Origin of the sequence: Paenibacillus sp. RC21, from assembly GCF_044907935.1 — a bacterium.
Lineage (GTDB): Bacteria > Bacillota > Bacilli > Paenibacillales > Paenibacillaceae > Paenibacillus > Paenibacillus terrae_A.
Genome location: NZ_JBIYCS010000003.1, coordinates 308,482 through 329,166, shown reverse-complemented (window position 1 = coordinate 329,166; position 20,685 = coordinate 308,482). Strand labels below are relative to the sequence as shown.

19 protein-coding genes and 1 riboswitch are annotated in these 20,685 nt (G+C 47.4%); of the genes, 8 read left to right on the top strand and 11 right to left on the bottom strand.

What is annotated here, in order from left to right:
• Positions 1 to 39: 39 nt before the first annotated feature.
• A riboswitch (PreQ1 riboswitch) is annotated at positions 40 to 83 on the top strand.
• 132 nt (positions 84 to 215) lie between these two features.
• From queC to queF, 4 genes are all read left to right on the top strand, one after another.
• Positions 216 to 899: a 7-cyano-7-deazaguanine synthase QueC gene (gene queC / locus ABIA61_RS11225; protein WP_404580848.1), complete on the top strand. Its 684-nt coding sequence runs from the start codon at positions 216 to 218 to the stop codon at positions 897 to 899.
• Positions 892 to 1,383 (top strand): 6-carboxytetrahydropterin synthase QueD, encoded by a 492-nt coding sequence (gene queD, locus ABIA61_RS11220; RefSeq protein WP_283654919.1) that lies wholly within the window; start codon positions 892 to 894, stop codon positions 1,381 to 1,383. The genes queC and queD overlap by 8 nt, the downstream gene beginning before the upstream one ends.
• Positions 1,376 to 2,254 (top strand): 7-carboxy-7-deazaguanine synthase QueE, encoded by an 879-nt coding sequence (queE, locus tag ABIA61_RS11215; protein WP_404580737.1) that lies wholly within the window; start codon positions 1,376 to 1,378, stop codon positions 2,252 to 2,254. Before queD ends, queE begins: the two co-directional genes overlap by 8 nt.
• A gap of 296 nt (positions 2,255 to 2,550) precedes the next feature.
• Positions 2,551 to 3,048 carry a preQ(1) synthase gene (gene queF, locus ABIA61_RS11210; RefSeq protein ID WP_283654917.1) on the top strand — a complete coding sequence of 166 codons (498 nt, stop codon included), beginning with the start codon at positions 2,551 to 2,553 and terminating at the stop codon, positions 3,046 to 3,048.
• 167 nt (positions 3,049 to 3,215) lie between these two features.
• On the opposite strand, the gene ABIA61_RS11205 is transcribed toward queF, so the two are convergent.
• Complete coding sequence (locus tag ABIA61_RS11205; RefSeq protein ID WP_404580736.1) at positions 3,216 to 4,985, bottom strand: acid phosphatase; 1,770 nt, start codon at positions 4,983 to 4,985, stop codon at positions 3,216 to 3,218.
• Positions 4,986 to 5,360: 375 nt separating this feature from the next.
• Between ABIA61_RS11205 and ABIA61_RS11200 the strand changes: the two genes are divergently transcribed.
• Entirely contained in the window at positions 5,361 to 6,629 is a 1,269-nt protein-coding gene (locus tag ABIA61_RS11200) for an MFS transporter (protein WP_404580735.1), read from the top strand.
• A 109-nt stretch (positions 6,630 to 6,738) separates the two neighbouring features.
• On the opposite strand, the gene ABIA61_RS11195 is transcribed toward ABIA61_RS11200, so the two are convergent.
• Positions 6,739 to 7,653, bottom strand: coding sequence for an EcsC family protein (locus tag ABIA61_RS11195; RefSeq protein WP_404580734.1), 915 nt, complete (start codon positions 7,651 to 7,653; stop codon positions 6,739 to 6,741).
• Between the two features lie 159 nt (positions 7,654 to 7,812).
• Between ABIA61_RS11195 and ABIA61_RS11190 the strand changes: the two genes are divergently transcribed.
• Complete coding sequence (locus tag ABIA61_RS11190; protein ID WP_404580733.1) at positions 7,813 to 8,331, top strand: GNAT family N-acetyltransferase; 519 nt, start codon at positions 7,813 to 7,815, stop codon at positions 8,329 to 8,331.
• Between the two features lie 53 nt (positions 8,332 to 8,384).
• On the opposite strand, the gene ABIA61_RS11185 is transcribed toward ABIA61_RS11190, so the two are convergent.
• Positions 8,385 to 8,813 (bottom strand): Lrp/AsnC family transcriptional regulator, encoded by a 429-nt coding sequence (locus ABIA61_RS11185; protein WP_404580847.1) that lies wholly within the window; start codon positions 8,811 to 8,813, stop codon positions 8,385 to 8,387.
• 160 nt (positions 8,814 to 8,973) lie between these two features.
• On the opposite strand from ABIA61_RS11185, the gene ABIA61_RS11180 reads away from it, so the two are divergent.
• Positions 8,974 to 9,729 (top strand): MBL fold metallo-hydrolase, encoded by a 756-nt coding sequence (locus tag ABIA61_RS11180; protein ID WP_404580732.1) that lies wholly within the window; start codon positions 8,974 to 8,976, stop codon positions 9,727 to 9,729.
• Between the two features lie 98 nt (positions 9,730 to 9,827).
• On the opposite strand, the gene mmsB is transcribed toward ABIA61_RS11180, so the two are convergent.
• From mmsB to ABIA61_RS11150, 6 genes are all read right to left on the bottom strand, one after another.
• A complete protein-coding gene (gene mmsB, locus ABIA61_RS11175) occupies positions 9,828 to 10,991 on the bottom strand; it encodes a multiple monosaccharide ABC transporter permease (protein WP_404580731.1) in 1,164 nt (387 codons plus the stop codon).
• Entirely contained in the window at positions 10,975 to 12,525 is a 1,551-nt protein-coding gene (gene mmsA / locus ABIA61_RS11170) for a multiple monosaccharide ABC transporter ATP-binding protein (protein WP_404580730.1), read from the bottom strand. Before mmsA ends, mmsB begins: the two co-directional genes overlap by 17 nt.
• A 34-nt stretch (positions 12,526 to 12,559) precedes the next feature.
• Positions 12,560 to 13,645 carry a multiple monosaccharide ABC transporter substrate-binding protein gene (gene chvE, locus ABIA61_RS11165; protein WP_404580729.1) on the bottom strand — a complete coding sequence of 362 codons (1,086 nt, stop codon included), beginning with the start codon at positions 13,643 to 13,645 and terminating at the stop codon, positions 12,560 to 12,562.
• Positions 13,646 to 13,897: 252 nt separating this feature from the next.
• On the bottom strand, positions 13,898 to 16,342 hold the full coding sequence (locus ABIA61_RS11160) for a DEAD/DEAH box helicase family protein (protein WP_404580728.1): 2,445 nt from the start codon (positions 16,340 to 16,342) through the stop codon (positions 13,898 to 13,900).
• On the bottom strand, positions 16,326 to 16,652 hold the full coding sequence (locus ABIA61_RS11155; protein ID WP_404580727.1) for a phosphoribosyl-ATP pyrophosphohydrolase: 327 nt from the start codon (positions 16,650 to 16,652) through the stop codon (positions 16,326 to 16,328). The genes ABIA61_RS11160 and ABIA61_RS11155 overlap by 17 nt, the downstream gene beginning before the upstream one ends.
• Before the next feature lie 110 nt (positions 16,653 to 16,762).
• Positions 16,763 to 17,182 (bottom strand): hypothetical protein, encoded by a 420-nt coding sequence (locus tag ABIA61_RS11150; RefSeq protein ID WP_404580726.1) that lies wholly within the window; start codon positions 17,180 to 17,182, stop codon positions 16,763 to 16,765.
• Between the two features lie 418 nt (positions 17,183 to 17,600).
• Between ABIA61_RS11150 and ABIA61_RS11145 the strand changes: the two genes are divergently transcribed.
• The gene (locus ABIA61_RS11145; protein WP_283654897.1) at positions 17,601 to 17,948 is read left to right on the top strand and encodes a helix-turn-helix domain-containing protein; all 348 of its coding nucleotides are present in this window, start codon (positions 17,601 to 17,603) and stop codon (positions 17,946 to 17,948) included.
• Between the two features lie 474 nt (positions 17,949 to 18,422).
• On the opposite strand, the gene ABIA61_RS11140 is transcribed toward ABIA61_RS11145, so the two are convergent.
• Together ABIA61_RS11140 and hcp are read right to left on the bottom strand one after the other, a co-directional pair.
• Positions 18,423 to 19,145 carry a hypothetical protein gene (locus ABIA61_RS11140; protein WP_404580725.1) on the bottom strand — a complete coding sequence of 241 codons (723 nt, stop codon included), beginning with the start codon at positions 19,143 to 19,145 and terminating at the stop codon, positions 18,423 to 18,425.
• 239 nt (positions 19,146 to 19,384) lie between these two features.
• Complete coding sequence (gene hcp, locus ABIA61_RS11135) at positions 19,385 to 20,677, bottom strand: hydroxylamine reductase (protein WP_283654895.1); 1,293 nt, start codon at positions 20,675 to 20,677, stop codon at positions 19,385 to 19,387.
• Positions 20,678 to 20,685 lie beyond the last annotated feature (8 nt).

The window sequence follows — 20,685 nt, the reverse complement described above, 5'->3', positions numbered from 1 at the left end:
TCTGTCAGACACCAAATGAAGAAAGTCCATGCTCCATGCATGGGAGAGGTTCGCGAACTCCCTCTATAAAAAACTAACGATGCTTTGTCCTCCGCATGAAAAATAATCGCGGGGCAAGGCCTGTTTTTTGTTGAAGTCGGTTCAAGAACTCTCCTTCTTCCATGTGACAAGACCCTGTGTCTTACACCATTCCAAGAAGATCGAGAGGTTTTTTTATGTTTGCAAACGAAAAAGCGGTCGTCGTATTTAGCGGCGGCCAAGACAGCACCACCTGTTTATTCTGGGCGAAAAAACATTTTGCCGAAGTAGAAACGGTGACGTTCGATTACGGTCAACGCCACAAGCAGGAAATCGAAGTAGCGGCCGGGATTGCCCACGAGCTGGGTGTTCCGCAATCGGTACTGGATATGAGCCTGCTCAATCAATTAGCCCCCAATGCCCTCACACGCACCGACATTGACATTACTCAGCAGGAAGGCGAGCTGCCCAGCACCTTTGTAGACGGCCGCAACCTGCTATTCCTCAGCTTCGCAGCAGTGCTCGCCAAACAAAAAGGAGCCCGTCACATGATCACAGGCGTATGCGAGACGGATTTTAGCGGCTACCCCGATTGCCGGGATTCTTTTATCAAATCGCTGAACGTTACTTTAAATCTTTCCATGGACTATCCCTTTGTCATTCATACCCCGCTCATGTGGTTGAATAAGTCCGAAACCTGGCAAATGGCCGATGAGCTGGAAGCCTTTGAATTTGTGAGAACCCGTACACTAACATGCTATAACGGCGTCATTGGCGACGGCTGTGGCGAATGCCCTGCCTGCAAACTGCGCCGCGCCGGGCTGGAACAGTATCTGGCTGTACGCGGAGCTTCGTCGCAAGGAGTTGAAGACCATGCGTGAGCCGGGCCCCTTTCGTATCGTCGACAAGCTCCAGCAGTTCGGGACGGACATTGAACGCTCCCAGCTGCGTTATCATCGCAAACGTGTACTGGTCAGCAAGCAATTTACGTTCGATGCAGCACACCATTTGCACTGCTACGAAGGCAAATGCAAAAATCTGCACGGACATACTTATATCGTCGTTTTCGGCATTAGCGGCATACCGGACGAAATCGGTCTGACCCTTGATTTTGGTGATATCAAAACGATCTGGAAGGAGCGGATTGAGCCTTATCTGGATCACCACTATCTGAATGAGACGCTGCCCCCGATGAATACAACGGCGGAAAATATGGTCGTCTGGATCTTCGAACAAATGGAGTCCGCCCTAACCTCGGAAGCATACCGCCATCGTGTGGAAGGCGGGCGCACTGAATTTGTACGGCTGTTCGAAACACCTACCAGCTACGCCGAATTCCGACGGGAGTGGATGCTGGATGAGTAATATCACGGCGACTCACCAAACAGCCGCACCTTCCCGGGGCCCAAAAACAGCCCCTATCCCTGTACTGGAGGTGTTTGGTCCTACCGTTCAGGGCGAAGGCATGGTCATTGGGCGCAAAACGATGTTTGTTCGTACCGCAGGCTGCGATTACCACTGCTCATGGTGCGATTCCGCCTTTACCTGGGACGGCAGCGCCAAGGATCAGATCCGTCGTCTCAGCGCCACAGACATTTGGCAGGAGCTTCAGGCCATCGGTGGCACACGGTTTTCACATGTGACCCTATCCGGGGGCAACCCGGCCCTGTTGCCGCAGCTTGGAGAGCTAATCACGCTGCTGCGCAGCCAAGGCATTGCCAACGCTGTCGAAACACAAGGCTCCCGCTGGCAGGAATGGCTGTATGATATCGACGAGGTAACCCTGTCACCCAAGCCGCCCAGCTCTGGTATGTCAACCAACTGGGACGTGCTGGATGACATCGTAGCCCGCCTGTCAAATCGGAAGATTACTGATTGGAAGGCAACTGGAGAGCCCTCGTCAGCGTCCAACTTCTCTACCGCAACGTGCACGAAGGAAGCTGCTAATGAATCAGTGAGATTTTACCACGGAGCATGCAGCTTGAAGATCGTCATATTCGATGACATTGATCTCGCATATGCACGCACCGTTCACGAGCGCTATCCACATGTACCGCTGTTCCTCCAGACTGGCAACCCGGATGTGAACACGGAGAACACCGGACAGATTGCGGAATCCCTATTGCATCGTTATGAATGGCTTATTGACCGTGTCATGGACGATTCACGTCTGAACGACGTACGGGTACTCCCGCAGCTCCACACCCTCGTATGGGGCAACAAACGCGGCGTATAGCACTGATAAGTAATATATTCCATATGAGCTGTATGTGATACAAAAGTTACACCAAATTCGTTGAAGTACACTTTCGACATCCAAAGTTATAAAAAAGAGAAAGCCTCGTCTCTAAAGACGGGCTTTCTCAAAGTGGCGCTCCTTTAATAAAAGAGCGAACACTATTCACTTCTGCCCCAACCTACATGTAAAACGAGTAGGGATTTTATGGTGTTGATGGCGGAGCGCCTTCCCCCTCCGATCACCATAACTCCCTCCCCCTTTTACCAAACTAAACTTAAGGAGCCTTATCCAATATGACCGGAAGAACACCCGAAGAAATGACCAACGTTACTCTGCTTGGCAATCAAGGCACACAATACACCTTTGCCTATGATCCCGCCATTCTTGAAAGCTTTGATAATAAGCATCCGTACCGCGATTATTTTGTAAAGTTCAATTGCCCGGAGTTCACCAGCCTGTGTCCAATTACAGGACAGCCGGATTTTGCCACCATCTACATCAGCTACATTCCCGATATCAAAATGGTCGAAAGCAAGTCCCTCAAGCTATATCTGTTCAGCTTCCGCAACCACGGCGATTTCCATGAGGACTGCGTCAACATCATTATGAATGACTTAATCAAGCTGATGGACCCGCGTTATATCGAAGTGTGGGGCAAGTTTACGCCGCGCGGTGGCATCTCCATTGATCCATACACAAACTACGGCAAACCGGGAACAAAGTATGAGCAGATAGCAGAGCACCGTATGATGAACCATGATATGTACCCGGAGACTATAGATAACCGTTAACATTTCACGAAATTTCACTACCAATGATTTGCTATTGTAAAGATACTTAAAACCCAATATCCTCATCATTAAACAACAAAGTGCACCCTTAGAATTGACATGGGAATAACCCTTCCGTTATCCGATGAATTCTAAAGGTGCACTTCAATTGTTGTATACCGAGTTTATTACTTTGTAACTTTTAACTGAATACTATCAGCTTTATAGACAACCTTCACTTTGTACTTGCTTGGCAATCCTGTGGTTTCAATAGAAGTAAATGCTCCATTTCGTTTACCATAAGTCATGATCGTGGCACCGTTAGCTGGTACATATTTGTTTGAAAAATTCAGACGCAATTTCCCATTAGGTATTGCAGTGCCTTTAATTTTGAGCAAATCATTTTTACTCTGAAGGTTGAGCTCAAGTGTGCCCTTGGCAGATTGTTTGTAATTGCCACCGATGATCAGCTTGCCAGAAGTATTGGTACGAAGAGTACCTCCATTATTCGCAATACTACCATTTCCGAAAGCTGTCTCCGAATTCCCCTCCAGAATGCCCTGATCGAGCTGTGTACCGCCGGAATACGTATTGTTGCCCATCAGCTTCAACGTACCTGTTCCCTTTTTAGTCAGCTTTCCAACGCCGGAGATATTGTTGCGCCAGCGATCCAAAGCATTGAAACCGCCTTTGGAAGAGTCCATGATCACGGTAACATTATTGGCAAAAGCCCCATAACCATCCGCCGCGGAAAAGAGATTAAGCCGTCCCCATCCCTCAGCATCATCCAGTACAGGATAGCCGGAAGGAAGACCTGTAGTAGCCAAAACCCAACGGCGTTGTGTGCTGTCCAGGTAAGGCAGACGTGTTTCTAGCAGCACCTCAGCTCCCTTAGGCACCTTCATTGCAGTCGTGGTCGGGTTCATTGGACTAAATCCGTAGGTCAATCGTTCAGTATAGCTTTTTTTATTGGCAGAGTAATTGCTGAACCGATCCGAGGCTGTACCCGTTTGCGTTAACAATGTACTGTGAGCATCCTGATAAGCTGCTTTCTTTAAACTGCTATTGGCCGGATCAGACAGGATGGCAGCCGCCGTCGCAGTTGCCATGACGCGCCCTCCCATAACATCAAATGGCGAATGCATACCGGCAACAATACGGTTGTTGCCCAGCTCCGAAGCTCGCGTCATCAATTCCTGATAACGTTCTGGTACGGCATAGGCCATCGCAAAAGCGCTGAGATACGCGGCATTGGTATGACCACTAGGAAAACCGCCATCCTTGCTCGGATCAGAATTTTGCGCGGGCAGCAGGGTTGGAACCACGACTGAATTATTGCTCCAGCGAAACGGACGAGGATAGCTAAAATAAGCCTTAGCCGAGCTCGTCGAAGAGTAATCACCACGCAAGGTATTGACTAAATTCACGATATTGCCTAAAGCGGAACTCGTACTGCCTGCATTGGTTCCGGCATCTTCATATTTTTTAGTCAAGGCATCTGCCGGAATGTCATTGATTGTTGTAGTTGCCCCTGCATTCTTTCGATATACATCGGTAAGCGAACCCAGACCATCGATCACACTGTAGCTCTGATTTCTGCGATCATCCAAATAAGCCGCATCTGCCTCACTGGAAGTACGGCGAGCAGCAATATCAATAACTTTTTGAATATTGGCGTCCAGTACGCTACTATTCAGCTTGGTACCTGTATCCCAGGTGGTGCCGGGAGTCCAAAGCTTATTAAATCCGGAAAGCAACCCGAGTGTCGGATTTGAACTTTCCGTCTTATTATCAGAATTATTATTTTTGTAATGATCTACGAAATATCCCCAAGACGGCTCTGGCGCAGTTACCGTTGTTGGTATGGTTGCCGCACTCGCATAACTTCCACCCAGGGAACCTATAAGTAAGGGTACAGATAATAAAGCAACTGATAACGGTTTCCTTAACAATTTCATTCTCAAATCATATCCTCTCTTGTGCTCTTCATGCGTTCTCTACAAAGCTATCACCTATACAACAAGTTGTATGATATAAAGAATCATATCTTAAGTTTGTTAAATGAAGAGCATGGTTTTGTTAAAAGAAAAAAGAGCACCCCCAGAGCCGCATATACGGACTCTTGAGACACCCTTGTTTAGTCTGTTATAGAAAATCTGGTTTTAATTCCCATGTGACGTGTAGAGAATCCAACTAAATCAAGCAATTGCGAGTATGCAGCAGGATGGGAAAGAACCACCGAGTAAAGGCGGCCTTTATGCCCCTTTCAGCCATTTGCTGCAAACGGATCGCTTCCTATATCTTAAAATATACATACATAATCGGAGGTTGCCATGACTACTAAATCTGCTACAAAAAAAGAAGCGGGCCAATTGCTCCCTCTGCCGGGACCTCAAGCGAAGGGCACCGTTTTTGCGATTCTGATTGCCATCAGCTTCGTCCATCTGTTCAATGACTCGATTCAATCGGTCATTCCTGCGATCTTTCCGATCTTAAAAGAATCCATGAGCCTGAGCTACACGCAGATCGGCTGGATTTCATTCGCCATCAATTTTACAGCTTCGATCATGCAGCCAGTCATTGGCTTGTTTTCGGATAAGAGACCTACGCCCGCGATCCTTCCGATCGGCATGGGCTTTACGCTGACAGGCATGCTGCTGCTCGCCTATGCTGCCGATTATAAAGCAGTGCTCATCGCGGTCATCTTCGTGGGCCTGGGCTCGGCTGCCTTTCACCCGGAAGGCTCGCGGGTATCGCACATGGCGGCCGGACCTCGTCGGGGGCTGGCTCAGTCTATTTTCCAGGTTGGCGGCAATGCGGGCCAATCGCTGGCACCCATGCTTACGAGCTGGATTTTTATCCCGTTAGGGCAATTTGGCGCCATCTGGTTCACAGGTATTGCTGCGGCCGGGATTGTGGTCCAGTCGTTCATCGCCCGCTGGTATGGTAACGTCCTGCGCACGGAAGGCTATGCACGTAAAAAAGCGGCGGCACGCCAGATGAAGCCCGAAGTACGCAACCGTATTATGTTTGCCATGGTTGTTCTCATTCTGCTGGTATTCGTCCGTTCGTGGTATTCGACCTCGGTCGGAAGCTACTATTCGTTTTACCTGATGGAAGTGTTTAAAATGCCTCTGGCTGATGCACAACTGTACATTTTCCTGTTTCTCGGAGCTGGTGCGCTAGGCACCTTCTTTGGCGGTCCACTGGCAGACCGTTTTGGTAAACGCAACATGATTTTCCTGTCCATGGTATTGGCCGCGCCTCTCGCGCTATTGTTGCCTTACGCCAACCAATTCTGGACGGCTATCCTGTTGCCGATTATCGGATTTATTATGCTGTCGAGCTTTTCGATTACGGTCGTATATGCTCAAATGCTCGTACCCGGCAAAATCGGAACCGTCTCCGGTCTGATCACGGGCCTCGCTTTTGGCCTTGGTGGGGTAGGTGCGCTTGTGCTCGGCAACTGGATCGACAAAGTAGGCATCACCAACATCATGTTCCTATGCGGCTTTTTGCCGCTGCTCGGCATTTTGACGTTCCTGCTTCCTACAGATAAAACCCTGAACCGCTGGGCCGAAGAAAACGGAGCCGAAGTGTAACAGGCAAGCGTGTGGCGGCCATCCCGGCCGCTTCACACCTTCGTAATTGCCTAACCTGATTCCCCTAGCAAGCCAAGAAGCATCCCCTCTTGTATCCCGAATCATCCAGTCAGCTCTCTTCTTCCGCCAAACGTAACAAAATACGGCGCTTCCTGTATAGCATTTTACCCGCCTCAGCTACGTCACGAATAGCATTTCGATTTGCAATGGAGCCAAACAAAATGCCCGCAATCGGGACCATCTGGAGTAGCTTTTTCCATCCAAACTGATCGCGGTACGTATTAACGACTTCTCTCCATCCCTGCATCTGGGAAAAGACCTGCGCCTGGCGTGAAGGATCATCAAACAAGGCCAGTTCCTCCAGCACAGCCTTTTTGCCCACAATATCGGATGAAGCGAATTGCATACATTTAATGATAAATATGCGTTCCTCCTTCTCATCAGGATTGAAGCCGTAGCACAACGCCATTTCCTGAAGTACCTTGAGCGACAAGCCGAGCAAAATAGGAATATCCGCCGCAATGGTAAACACACCGCCGATCCCCGTTGTTGCTCCCTGAGCGGTAGCAAAGGTGATGCGGCCTGATATCATATCGTCAGCGGTCTGATCCATGATCGTCAGGGGCAAATCAGCCGCCTGCTTCAATCCCCACGTCGGTTCAGAACTACTGTCCGAATCAACGTTCTCCCCATCATGAAGCCGATCCTGCGTATCAGAAGTGGAATCCGCGCCCTTTTGCCGAATCACGTGTTCACGGGCCGTCCTTTTCAGCTTATTCAGAACCGTTTCTTCTTTCACCAGATATTTACCACCGTTTTGAATAAAGCTTCCCAGCTCATTAAGCAGTTGCTCCAGCTTGTCCTTAATCATTTTGGGTGTCAGTCGATCCAGTAGCATAAAGGGCCATCTGCCGAGCTTTTCCCAGAAAAAAATATCCTTTTGCGCCTTCTCCCACGCCTCAATGGCTTTCAGCTCATGACGCAATAGATCCTGACTTTCACGATATTGTGCAGCCTGCTTCATAGAAGTACACGTCTCCTTTTAACCATGCTTGTTTATGTAATGGGTAATACGTAAGTGAGGAGAGTTCGGGTTTCTCTTTTTGTACATTTTTTAGTTCAACTGATAAAGTCAATGAGATGTTATAGTATGTTAAAAATACGTACGGATCGGAGTATAACCATGAATAAACCTACATGCACCTCACAGCCCTCCTCTACCACTGACGTAGAACTTGTACCTTACCATTGTGAGCATGATGCCATTTTACATACGTTTTATCTGCCTGAGGATCAGCAGCAGTTTACAGGAATGCCGGATGAAATGCTGGCACTTGCCAAGCGAGACCCGCACCGCCATCCTGTCGTCATTACGGCTGCCGGAAGACCGGTGGGATTTTTCATTTTGTACGGTGGAGATGAGCTGACGGACTATACGAATACTTCCGAGGCTCTGTTGCTGCGTGCTTTCTCTATTCATTACGCAGATCAGGGACAAGGATACGCTAAAAAAGGGCTGCTTCTACTGCCCCCATATATCTCCGAGTATTTCCCACATGTTCGTGAAGTCGTGCTGGGTGTCAACGCCCGTAACCTGCCTGCTTACAATCTGTATCTCAAATGCGGCTTTAAAGATGAGGGCAACACCAGGATAGGATCGCACGGCTTGCAACATATTTTAAAAATGAGCCTGCATAGCTAATCCCTATGCGTCCTCTCTAACAAAAAGCTCCCAGCACCAGCCGGGGGCTTTTATCATTTTATTTCTCCTAACGAAAAGCTTAGCTTGTAATTGCCGTACTGCGTCAGTTCATCAAGCATGGTATTTAGCTCTTCCTGTGACGACATGCGCAAGCGCATCCAGTAACAGCCCTCCCCACTAACCCGATGAATCTCAATAATAGAGGGATGCTTCCGTGCGAATGCCTGGAAAGCACTATGAACGGTTCCCGAATTCAAAAACACCGTAATAAAGGCATGAATGGTCTGCCCCATTTTTTCAGGGTTCCAGCGTAGCGTATAGCCTTCGATGATGCCTGCATCCTGCATTTTTCGAACACGCGCTCCTACCGCTTGGCCCGTAAGATGTACAAGCAGACCAATCTCCTTGTGCGATAAAGAGCTGTCCTCAATCAGATGATGAAGAATGCGCAGATCAGTGTCATCGGGTACGAATAGTTCCATAGCCATTTTTCCTTTCATGATGAAACGAGAATTCTTGTTTTCCTTTCAGCAGGCCGTAGCCTGTAGCTTCTTGCATCAGATATGATTGTAACAGAAACAAACAACTGCCGAAAATATTCGGCTAAAAATTAATCTGTCCAACTAAAAGGAGATTCCAAATATGAAAATCACACTGATCCGCAATGCAACCCTATGGTTAGAATATGGTGGAGTAAAATTCCTGATCGACCCGATGCTGAGCGAGCCTGGCGTAAATCCCCCTATCCCGAATACGGAGAACGACCGTCGCAATCCGTTGGTTCCTTTGCCGCCACAATGGGAAACGCTCGGACAGCCTGACGTTGTTATCGTTACGCATTTGCACCCGGATCACTGGGACCCGGCAGCAGCGCAATGGCTGGACAAACAGCTCCCTGTCCTCTGCCAGCCCGGAAATGAAGAACAGATCGCTGCTGACGGTTTTACGCAGGTAACTCCAGTTTGGGTGGTTGGTTCTGTGGGAGGAATTGAGATCATCCGCACAACCGGGCATCATGGTACTGGAGAAATCGGCGAACAGATGGGCCCCGTATCGGGCTTTGTATTTCAGGCTCCGGACGAGCCTGTTGTCTATTTGGCCGGGGACACAATCTGGTGCAGTGAAGTAGCAGAAGCTCTCGACAAGCACCATCCGGAGTGGACGATTGTGAATGCTGGAGGAGCGCGGTTCACAGTGGGTGATCCAATTACGATGACTGCACAGGATGTGACGACGGTTGCGCAATACGCCCCTTATACACAAGTAGTGGCTGTCCACATGGAGGCGATCAATCATTGTCTGCTCACCCGAACAGAGCTATCCGAACATATACGCAACGAAGGACTGAGTGAGCGTGTGCATATTTTGGTAGATGGAGAAAGCTTATCTGATAAATAAGCTCCGCTAGCCTCAAAAACGAACCAACAAGGAACCTCCAGCATCCACATTTCAAGTGGGACTGGAGGTTCTTTTTGTACAATCCTGGAATATGAAGCTTAGGCTGATCTTTTGTTTTTGTTGTAAATATCGAAGGCAACCGCCAGCAGCAGCACCAAACCCTTGATACCTTGCTGCCAGTCAATGCCCAGACCGATCAGGGACATGCCGTTATTCAGTACGCCCATGACCAAACCACCGATAATCGCTCCAAAAACCGTTCCGATCCCGCCGGATGCCGAAGCCCCGCCGATAAAGCAAGCCGCGATGGCATCCAGTTCAAAGTTCGTACCTGCTCTCGGCGTAGCTGCGTTCAGACGTGCAGCGAAGATCAGACCGGAAATGGCGGCCAGCACGCCCATGTTGACGAATACCCAGAACGTTACTTTTTTCGTTTTGACACCGGACAGACCCGCCGCCTTTTCATTTCCACCCAGCGCATACACATGACGGCCCATAACCGTGCGGTTCATCACGAAGGAGTATACGACGATCAGAATAAACAGCAGAACGAGAATGTTCGGGATTCCCGCGTAGCTCGCGAGCATGAAGGTGAACAGATTGATGACAGCAGCTACCACAATCAGCTTGAGTACAAATAGAGTCTGTGACGGAACCTCGAAGCCGTATTTAAGCTGGGAACGGCGTTCGCGAAGCTCGTTGACGATAAACCATACCGTGAGCGCGATGCCGACAATGACGGATACCAGGTTATAACCCGAGGAAGCAAAATCCGGCAGGAAGCCAGAACTGATTTTCTGAAAGCCACCCGGAAAAGGAGAGATGGATTGACCTTCCAGTACGATCATGGTCAAGCCACGGAAGAGCAGCATCCCCGCCAACGTAACGATAAAGGCCGGAATCCGCACATAGGCGACCCAGAACCCTTGCCATGCGCCGATCAGCGCTCCGACTACCAAAGATGCAATCACGGCGATCCACGCCGGAAGCTGCCAATCCACCATCATGATGGCGGCCACTGCTCCGACAAAAGCGGCGATCGAGCCGACAGACAAATCAATATGCCCCGTGATGATGACCAGCACCATCCCGATAGCAAGCACGAGAATGTAGCTGTTTTGCAAAATCAGATTTGTAATATTAATCGGCTTCAGCAGCAGGCCGCCCGTCAGTACCTCGAACAGGATCATAATGACGACCAGCGCAATCATCATGCCATATTGGCGGATGTTATTTTTAAATAATTTAGTTATGGTTTCCATGCTTCACGCCTCCCGACTTGGTCATATATCTCATCAATGTTTCCTGCGACGCGTCCTCACGGCTAACCTCTCCGGTAATCCGCCCGGCGTTCATGACGTAAATCCGGTCACACAAGCCCAGCACCTCTGGCAGCTCGGACGAAATAACCAGCACACCCTTGCCTTCGGCGGCAAGTCGATGAATAATCGTATAAATTTCATATTTGGCGCCCACATCAATGCCGCGCGTCGGCTCATCCAGAATCAGAATATCCGGCCCGGCAAAAATCCATTTGCTCAGCACCACCTTCTGCTGATTGCCGCCACTCAGATTACCCGTTTTCTGTAAAATGCTCGGCGCTTTGATGTTCATACTTTTTTTCATTTCCTCTGCAACGACGACTTCCTCCTGCTCATTGACGACAACACCCTTTGTCAGCTTGTTCAGGCCAGTCAGCGAAATATTACGCTTGATATCGTCCATTAGAATGAGGCCATACTCCTTGCGATCCTCGGTCACATAGGCAAAGCCGTTGTTGATCGCGTCCGTAACCGTGTTGTTCTGGATCGGCTTGCCTCCCTTGATCAGTTGACCGGAAATATTGCGTCCATACGATTTGCCGAAAATACTCATCGCCAGCTCCGTCCGTCCCGCTCCCATCAATCCGGCAATGCCGACAATTTCACCTCGCCGGATGTTCAAGTTCACCTGATCCAGCACCTTGCGCTCCGCATGATGCTCGTGATACACCGTCCAATCCTTCACTTCCAAAATAACTTTGCCAATCTCCGCATGGCGCTCCGGGTAACGGCTGGTCAGATCACGTCCAACCATCCCGCTAATAATCCGGTCCTCTGTGACCTGATCCTTTTTCATATCCAGCGTCTCAATCGTCTTTCCGTCCCGCAAAATCGTGATCGAATCGGATACCTTGGCGACCTCATTCAGCTTGTGGGAGATCAGAATGCAGGAAATGCCCTGTCTTTTAAATTCCAGCATCAGATTAAGCAGGTTTTCGCTGTCGTCCTCATTCAACGCCGCTGTCGGCTCATCGAGAATGAGCAGCTTTACCTTTTTAGAGAGCGCTTTCGCAATTTCAACCAGTTGCTGCTTCCCGACCCCGATGTTCGTAACTAAGGTATTGGGATTTTCGCTCAGACCCACCTTGGACAGCAGCTCGCGGGTGCCGACAAAAGTCTCTTTCCAATCAATCACGCCGCCGCTGGCGCGTTCGTTGCCCAGATAAATATTTTCCGCAATCGAGAGATACGGGATCAGCGCCAGCTCCTGATGGATAATGACGATCCCTAATTCCTCGCTCTGCTTGATGTCCTTGAACTCGCAAGTTTTACCCTGGAAAACAATATCCCCTTCGTAGGTTCCATGCGGATATACACCACTCAGTACCTTCATCAGCGTCGATTTGCCCGCACCGTTCTCACCACACAGGGAATGGATCTCGCCTTCCTTGACCTTGAGGTTTACATTTTCCAACGCCTTCACGCCGGGAAAGGTCTTGGTAATTCCCTTCATTTCCAAAATGATTCCAGTCATGGGATACACTCCTTTCGGTTTGAATAGCCTGCTCTTATTTCAGTCCGATTTGCTCCTTGGTGTAATAATGGCTGCCAACAATATCCTTCTCGACATTCGTCCGATCTACCGAGATCGGATCAAGCAAATAAGCAGGAACTACCTTTATTCCGTTGTTATACGATTTGGCATCATTCACTTCCGCTTGCTTGCCCTGTAAAATACTGTTGGCCATCACAACTGTTTGCTCTGCCAGCTTGCGGGTATCCTTGAACACGGTTTGCGTCTGCTCCCCGGCCACAATCGACTTGATCGAAGCCAGCTCCGCATCCTGCCCCGTAATGATCGGCAACGGCTTGTTCGCTGATCCGTAGCCAACCCCTTTGAGGGATGAAATAATACCTATGCTGATTCCGTCATACGGGGATAACACCGCGTCCAGATTCGCTCCCGAATAGTAGGCACTCAGCAGATTATCCATCCGCGACTGGGCCAAAGCTCCATCCCACCGCAGCGTAGCGATCTGCGCCATCGTCATTTGCTTGCTGCGCACAACGAGTTTGCCGGAATCGATGTATGGCTTGAGGACGGACATCGCGCCGTTAAAGAAAAAATACGCGTTGTTGTCATCCGGTGAACCGCCGAACAGCTCTACGTTGAAGGGACCTTTGCCTTCCTTGAGTCCCAGCTTTTTCTCAATATACGCCGCCTGTAGCACGCCCACCTGAAAATTGTCGAAGGTCGCATAGTACGTCAGATACGGCGTGTTCCGAATCAGCCGGTCATAGGAAATGACCTGAATCCCCCGGTCATGCGCCTTCTGGATGACGTCCGTCAGCGTGTTCCCATCCACGGAAGCAACCACCATAACGTTTACGCCCTTGGTAATCATATTTTCAATTTGGGCAATCTGGTTTTCCACCACGTCCTCGGCATACTGTAAATCCGTTTTATAGCCTTGCTCCTGAAACAGCCGGACCATATTCTCCCCGTCTCCTACCCAACGCTCGGACGATTTGGTCGGCATGGAAATGCCCACATAGCCTTTTTCCTTGCTGCCTGTTCCACTCTCCGCCAAATTACAGGCTGAAAGCATCAAGGCCAAAACCAGAAGCCAGACGACAACAGCTCCTTTTTTCATATGAAGCTCCCCTTTCCTCATGTGATGCGGGTCATTTAGCACTGATTAGAGTAGAAATTAGATAGCGCTTACAATAGAGTGGCGATGAACGCCTCTCCTTTTTTTATGTGCAACCACATGGTATCATTCCAAGCCGGGAAAGGTCTTTGCTGGTTTTGAACTTTTTTTATAAAATTTTAACCTTTGTGTGGGGGGGATTATTTTAAATAAATCAAAAAAGGCTACCCGACATGGGTAGCCCCTACTGTACACCTATTCCTTCGACTTCCGCTCAAAATGAACATGCAACCGATATAGACAAATTTCCTTCGTCCATTGATATAGTAGCGCGCGTTCGTCGGCGCCCTTTACTTTAAAGGCAAGTGTAAATACACCGTCCTCGAATCGCGTCATGCTCCCTTTCGCCGCACTCCACTTGGTCATAGGCATATTTGAAATGAGTTGTGCTACCTTCGTTTCAGTCAACGCATTCCATTCCCACAAACCTGTTGATTCCTTATCGGCAAAATCCTTCTGTCTCCGATATTCCTTTTCCGTAATATACGTATGGAAAAATAATGCCATTCCCTCCGGTGTTACTGGTTCTGTCCAGCGTGCTTCCCCGCGTTCCAGCATATAGAGGAGCACGATCATTTTGTAGCTTTTGTTCATGACAGTCCATTCAACATCCCGCAGCCACGCCTCATGGCGGACATAGGTTTCTTTTTCCTGTTCAGACAGAAGCTCTGCCCAGTAGAGAAATCCGACATAGGAACCGAACTCATTCCGGTACGCCTTACTTATTGAATTACCAAGCAAGTGCAATTCCAGATATGTAGGAATACGTCCTAATTCCTGTTTCAAGTCCAGAAAATCCCGTTGCAGCTTTTCACGGTGGGGCATCCTTTTGCGACTTAGCTCTTGCAGCAAGTTCACAACTTGTGTCTCAAGTTGGATTGCACAGCTTTCAGGTACCTCTGGTACGATAGCTTCTCGCTTTTTCCCTTTGGAATCCTCTTCCTCTGGTCCAGCAAAAAGTTTCAGCTTCACATCCGCATTCCGGTAATTTCCAATCAAATCAATGATGACACAATGCGTTTTCCCCTTAGCCAGCCGCAGACCACGACCCACCTGCTGAGTAAATACGGTCATTGATTCTGTCGGTCGAACAAACAAAAGCGTATCTACACGTGGAATATCCGTACCTTCATTAAAGAGGTCAACCGTAAATACGATCTCTAGGTCGCCCATTCCCAACTGCCGAATCGCTTCCTCTCGGGACATTTGTACAGTTCGTGAGTGCAAGCTTAATACGTTCACGCCTCTACCGTGAAAATAATTTGCCAAAAAATCCGCCTGTCGTATCGACGAACAAAACCCGATTGTCCGTGTCTGCTTGTGCCGAAGCCATGCATTATAGATTTTCTCCGCCTGTTCTTCCTGAAGCTGTACTGCCGCAAGTTGTACATCGTCATATTTTGTACCTAACCAGTGAATTTTCGAGTAGTCCGTTTGGTCGTATACCCCATAATATTGGAAAGGTGCCAGCCAGCCTCGTCGAATTGCTTCAATAAAATGCATTTGGTAGGCTACATTTCCATCACATAACGCATATACATCCTTGCCGTCCAGCCGATCCGGTGTTGCCGTTATACCCAGCAAAAATTCGGGCTGAAAATGCTGGATTACCGACAAGTACGAGGGTGCCGCTGCATGATGAAACTCGTCTACTATAATTAAATCAAACGTATTCGGCTCAAATCCCTCACGGTGCTTTCTCATCCCGAGCGTATATATGGACGCAAACACACAATCTGCTTCCCCATCCTTGAATTGCCCGTTGTAAATCCCGTAAGTACGTTCCGGCATAATCTGCTGAAAGGATCTTTGCGCCTGAAACAAAATTTCCTCTCTGTGCGCAACAAACAGTACACGCCGAAACCGTCGAGCAAAAAAGCCGGCCAGATACGTTTTTCCCAATCCGGTAGCCATGATAACCATTGCTTTGTCATATTGCTCTTCCAGCGTTCCTTCAAGAGCCTCCAATGCTGCTATCTGTGCAGGACGTGGCTCAATCGGTGTAAGCAACTGCTCATCCGATTGTTCAGACGAATTCTCCACCAGTCCCAACCCGATTTCGGCCTCTTCCATGTCTGTTATATGCCGAATCAATTCTGGGTTCTTCCGGTGAACCTTTTCGTATTCCTCCTCATAATAAGCAATAGAATCTTCATTTACTGGAAGAGTCGTTTCATGGTAAAAGCTCTGCATAAATTTGTCCAAAGCTGTCTGAAATGTGTAAGGTTCTGCCTGTGCGTCCATGGCAAGATTCCATTCATACCCCGTCTTCAATGCGGTGAATGAGAAATTGGATGAGCCTACTACCAGTAGACCTTCTCCATTGTCATAATCGAACAAATACGCCTTCGGGTGAAAAGACGTCCCCCTACTCTGCCACAATCTTGCCTCAACCCGATGATCTATTTCACACAACGCCCTCAAACCTTCCGGCTGCGTAATATATAGATAGTCCCCCGCCAACACCCGTACCTCTGCGCCACGTTCTACAGCCTGCTTTAGATGTGGAGCCAACAGCTTTACTCCGGATTGCATAATAAAAGAAGTCATAATATAAATCCCGGAGGCATGTTGTATCCCGGAGATCAGCTCATCCGCCAAATTGTCCGTAATAAGCTTGACATTAAGCTTCGTCGACATCAATTAAAAACACCCGCTCCTGAAAGCCACCCCGTGCCTCGGCTTTGTCTGCCCGCAGCCTGTCCAGTTCTGCCGCATTTGCCCCATGTACTTCTGCCAGCGCCCGGATGACTTCCAGTAAATCCGCCAGCTCTTCCAGCGCGTCCTTATCTTTTGCCGCTTCAAAATATTCCGTTGCCTCTTCACGAAGCTTTGTTCTCAGCTCCTGCTTATATTCCTCCGGGTCCAAAATACGCGTTCGGCATTCCTTACCCTGAGACGTAATGATGTGCGGAATCCGATCCCGCACCAGCTTATTATATGTAGGCATCTGAAATAACACCCTTTCTGTTGTGGAGCCTTAGGCTGCAGCCAACAACTTCCTTTTCGCCATTATATCATTTGTGAGAAAAGGTTGGGTATTATTAACATATGATTTAACTACTTCATGGACTGATTCTTTATAAAAATAGATTGATACCGCTCAGCAGGATCAGCTATAATTCGCCGAGATAAACGGTTTAAAATATGGTCCGTTCTAAAAAGAAGCCTATCGACCTCCTCCAGCTTCATCGGCTTGTTATGTGCATGATCCTCTGCGGAAATAAGGTAATGCACTGTACCCATAAACAGCACCATATCCAAACTCGGCTCAGCATCCGTGTGGATTAAAGTTGGCATATCGGTTATAGACAGGTTAATGGAGGATAGAATGATTTGATTTCGATGAACATAAACGGCCTTAGCCATAGAAAACATCGCCCGGTCACAAAGAATGAGGCAGTTGTGAAATTGATGATGATTGCGCATGATCTGTGCAAGCTTGATCTGATATTGGGCCAGCTTTTGAAAATCCATCATGCAATTCAATATGTTGGGATCGCTAGGATTAGGCTGTATGGAATCTGGATCACTATGTAGGTGGTTGCTTAAGGAGTAATTTTTCACGGGGAGTCAACTCCTGAATTTTAATTTAATGAACAGTGAGGGCATCGTAGTACCAATAAAGAACAATCAAAATGTACAAATTTCTAGCTATCGGACAAGCTTTATAATAAATATTACTATATAGTAGTTTTTAATTCAATTTACTTATTAACAGTTATTAATTAGAAGTAACTCTTTCTCTACACTTCTAACTAGAAGATTTTGCAAAAATCCAATAAGCGACTTCCAATAAATAATATATAGATTGAAAGGGTCTAGTTCGTCTATATATTGCACTTTGGAGCGATTGGAATCGAATTTTGTGAAATCCTTACTATAGAGAGGTGTAAACATGTCTGAACTTTTAGATTTAGTCGGTACACGCATTCGGGATATTCGGAAGTCCAAAGGGCTTTCCCAAGAAGCTTTAGCTGAAAAAGCAGGATTCAATTCGAGTTATATCGGTTTTATTGAACGCGCAGAGAGAAATATATCTTTGAAAAATCTGGAGAAAATAGCGAAGGCATTGAACGTGGGCGTTTATCAGTTGCTTACATATGTAAAGGAAAATGATGAGCTTACCGAAGAAGATTTGAGTGTAAAAAGTATTTTGACTCTGCTAAGAACTCGTGAATCCAAAGATACTGAGCTGGCATTGAAGATTCTTACGGACATATTTGCAAGAATTGATGAACATTAATCCATAAGTAGCTACGTTCGCATTCACTGGGTGTCAGATCGGTGATTACTTACTCCAGGTACACGAAATCCCCCCAAGGAGGGGGGATTCTTTGAAAAAGTTTACATAAAATGATCGAGAATAATGCTCATTTAAAGATTTTGTTATACAGCTTTATAATCAGGTATGAAAGTACAAAGCAGAATACAAAAGAACCCAGAAAGTCACCCATACCAAAGAAGTAGTTTTCGGCCTCTATACCAATTCTAAATACATTTTGACTACCTGTTACAACCTGAGCTGTACGTAAAGTCAGAAAGGGAAACAGCAACCCATAACTATACTCGTTGAAAGGGCTTCCTGATTCGGGGCTACTCGATCCTTGAGGTTCATATGTCGAAGGGTATATTAATGAGGCCATCATAATTAGAAATGCTAAAATCCAGTACTTTTTGGTTTTGAGAAAATTCATGAATCACCTGCCGTAAAAGTTTATTAATAATTGTGTATGCTATCCTCAAATAATACTGTAATGTCCTGAGAATAGCTGAGTGGTGTACCTTTAATTCCCCATGTTAATAAGCCTCTGGCTGTGATATCAGCGCTATTCCCGAGAGCCCTAACATCTCCATCAAGATGTTTCCAATTGTTTGCGACAGCTATGCCCGTTTGCCAACTGGTAAGCACTTTCCCTCTCATAAATAAGCCATCGTACATTCTTCCGTCACTTGAGTCCCCAATTAAAATGTTGTACTGAATATGCACATAACACCAACCTAACGATGGGACACCAGTCCATACTTCAGCTTCCCTCTTATTGTATGTCTTGTAAGTTGGTTTTATGATGTTGTCATCCTCAGGTATCGTTTTAATATTGACCAACTTGGTTTCAATTGCAGATTTATCTACAAAAAATTGAGAAAGGTATTGTTTCAATTCTTCATCACTATAATTCTTGATTTTAGCTGTATACTCATCAGTCAATAATTCTTTATCAAAACTAAGAGCTCCTTCATTTGACTTCTTTGCTTCATTCAGCTCTATAATCGCGTTGTTGAGCCTTTCAGCAATCTCATCTTTGTTATAAACGCTGTCCATTAATCCACTTGATAAGTTGTTAGAAGAACTATCATTTATATTTGTAACCTCATCTGCAAAAGCCATTGTGGGTACCAACATACTACTTGCCAGCATACCTGCAATAAATCTCTTTTTCATTTTTTCAATCTCCTTTAATTTTTCTGTGTGAACACATTGTATTCAACACATACTCATTTAACCATTATTATCCACATGATGAAATAGTGCATTAGTACCAATATGTTCCATAAAATTAATGTAATAAATTGTTGAACATTCTATAATCATGTCATTTCATGACTTACCACAAAGATAAGCAAATAAAAGAAGCCGTGCAATAACACGACTTCTCATGGAGTTGTAACCATTTGTCGCCCCTACGACAATGCCAGCATCGCCTTCATATCTTCTTCCGCGGTAGTAATCAGCTTTAAGCCAAACAGCTCTACCAACACATCCAGCACGCCAGAAGAAATAAACTCGGGCGGCTTCGGCCCGATGCGGATATCCTGCATGCCGAGGCTGAACAAGCCTAGCAGGATGGCAACAGCTTTTTGCTCAAACCAGGACAACACGATGCTGACTGGCAGCTCATTCACTGTACAACCGAAAGCATCTGCTAACGCCAGAGCGATTTTCACCGTAGAACCGGAATTGTTGCATTGCCCCAGATCAATATAACGTGGAATCCCCGTGTCCCCCACGGTGCCATAGTCCACGTCATTAAAGCGGAATTTGCCGCAGGACGTGGTTAAAATAACTGTATCGTTCGGCAAGGAAGTGGCCAACTCTCGGTAATAGTTGCCGCCTTTACCTGGTGCGTCACAGCCTGCAATAACGAAAAAGCGGCGAATATGTCCGTCTTTAACCGCCTGAATAATCTCGGGAGCGAGTCCGATGACCGTCTCGTGATGATATCCCGTCGTAAGCACCTGCTCAGATTCTACATCTGCGGGTGGCAGTGCCAGCGCGCGCTCGATCAACGGTGCAAAGTCGTCGTCCGTAATCTTGGCGACGCCCTCCAGCCCGGCTACTTCATAAGAGAAGAACCGATCTGCATATGTGCCTTTAATCGGCATCACGCAGTTCGTCGTGGCGAGAATCGCGCCTGGAAATTCCTCGAACAGTCTGCGCTGATCGTACCAGGCTTTGCCGATATTGCCTTTCAGATGTGCGTATTTCTTCAACGCAGGATAACCGTGGGCAGGCAGCATTTCCGAGTGGGTATAGATATTAATGCCCTTACCTTCGGTCTGCCGTAGCAATTCCTCCAGCGCATACAGATTATGTCCGGTCACGACGATACATTGGCCTTCAATTTTATTCTGACTGACGGTAATCGGCTGCGGAATGCCAAAACGATCCGTATGCGCGCGATCCAGCACATCCATAATCCGTACGGCTGCATTTCCGACCTTCATCGCCATGTCCAAATGCTCTTGTACATTAAAGTTAGAATTGGTTAAGGTCATATATAACGCTTCATGCGTGATACGATCCACCTCTGGATCGCTATAGCCCAACTGTCGAGCATGTGTCGCATAGGCCGCAATGCCTTTTAACGCAAAAATCATCGTATCCTGCAAGCTCGCTATCGTTTCATTCTTGCCGCACACTCCAACTACGGTACACCCGCCACTCGGCGTCTGTTCACACTGATAACAAAACATATCGTTTT

Bases quoted from the DNA above. Each gene is read 5' to 3' on its own strand.
- queC (WP_404580848.1), top strand. From the start codon at position 216: ATGTTTGCAAACGAAAAAGCGGTCGTCGTATTTAGCGGCGGCCAAGAC.
- queD (WP_283654919.1), top strand. From the start codon at position 892: ATGCGTGAGCCGGGCCCCTTTCGTATCGTCGACAAGCTCCAGCAGTTC.
- queE (WP_404580737.1), top strand. From the start codon at position 1,376: ATGAGTAATATCACGGCGACTCACCAAACAGCCGCACCTTCCCGGGGC.
- queF (WP_283654917.1), top strand. From the start codon at position 2,551: ATGACCGGAAGAACACCCGAAGAAATGACCAACGTTACTCTGCTTGGC.
- ABIA61_RS11205 (WP_404580736.1), bottom strand. From the start codon at position 4,985: ATGAAATTGTTAAGGAAACCGTTATCAGTTGCTTTATTATCTGTACCC.
- ABIA61_RS11200 (WP_404580735.1), top strand. From the start codon at position 5,361: ATGACTACTAAATCTGCTACAAAAAAAGAAGCGGGCCAATTGCTCCCT.
- ABIA61_RS11195 (WP_404580734.1), bottom strand. From the start codon at position 7,653: ATGAAGCAGGCTGCACAATATCGTGAAAGTCAGGATCTATTGCGTCAT.
- ABIA61_RS11190 (WP_404580733.1), top strand. From the start codon at position 7,813: ATGAATAAACCTACATGCACCTCACAGCCCTCCTCTACCACTGACGTA.
- ABIA61_RS11185 (WP_404580847.1), bottom strand. From the start codon at position 8,813: ATGGAACTATTCGTACCCGATGACACTGATCTGCGCATTCTTCATCAT.
- ABIA61_RS11180 (WP_404580732.1), top strand. From the start codon at position 8,974: ATGAAAATCACACTGATCCGCAATGCAACCCTATGGTTAGAATATGGT.
- mmsB (WP_404580731.1), bottom strand. From the start codon at position 10,991: ATGGAAACCATAACTAAATTATTTAAAAATAACATCCGCCAATATGGC.
- mmsA (WP_404580730.1), bottom strand. From the start codon at position 12,525: ATGACTGGAATCATTTTGGAAATGAAGGGAATTACCAAGACCTTTCCC.
- chvE (WP_404580729.1), bottom strand. From the start codon at position 13,645: ATGAAAAAAGGAGCTGTTGTCGTCTGGCTTCTGGTTTTGGCCTTGATG.
- ABIA61_RS11160 (WP_404580728.1), bottom strand. From the start codon at position 16,342: ATGTCGACGAAGCTTAATGTCAAGCTTATTACGGACAATTTGGCGGAT.
- ABIA61_RS11155 (WP_404580727.1), bottom strand. From the start codon at position 16,652: ATGCCTACATATAATAAGCTGGTGCGGGATCGGATTCCGCACATCATT.
- ABIA61_RS11150 (WP_404580726.1), bottom strand. From the start codon at position 17,182: ATGATGGATTTTCAAAAGCTGGCCCAATATCAGATCAAGCTTGCACAG.
- ABIA61_RS11145 (WP_283654897.1), top strand. From the start codon at position 17,601: ATGTCTGAACTTTTAGATTTAGTCGGTACACGCATTCGGGATATTCGG.
- ABIA61_RS11140 (WP_404580725.1), bottom strand. From the start codon at position 19,145: ATGAAAAAGAGATTTATTGCAGGTATGCTGGCAAGTAGTATGTTGGTA.
- hcp (WP_283654895.1), bottom strand. From the start codon at position 20,677: ATGTTTTGTTATCAGTGTGAACAGACGCCGAGTGGCGGGTGTACCGTA.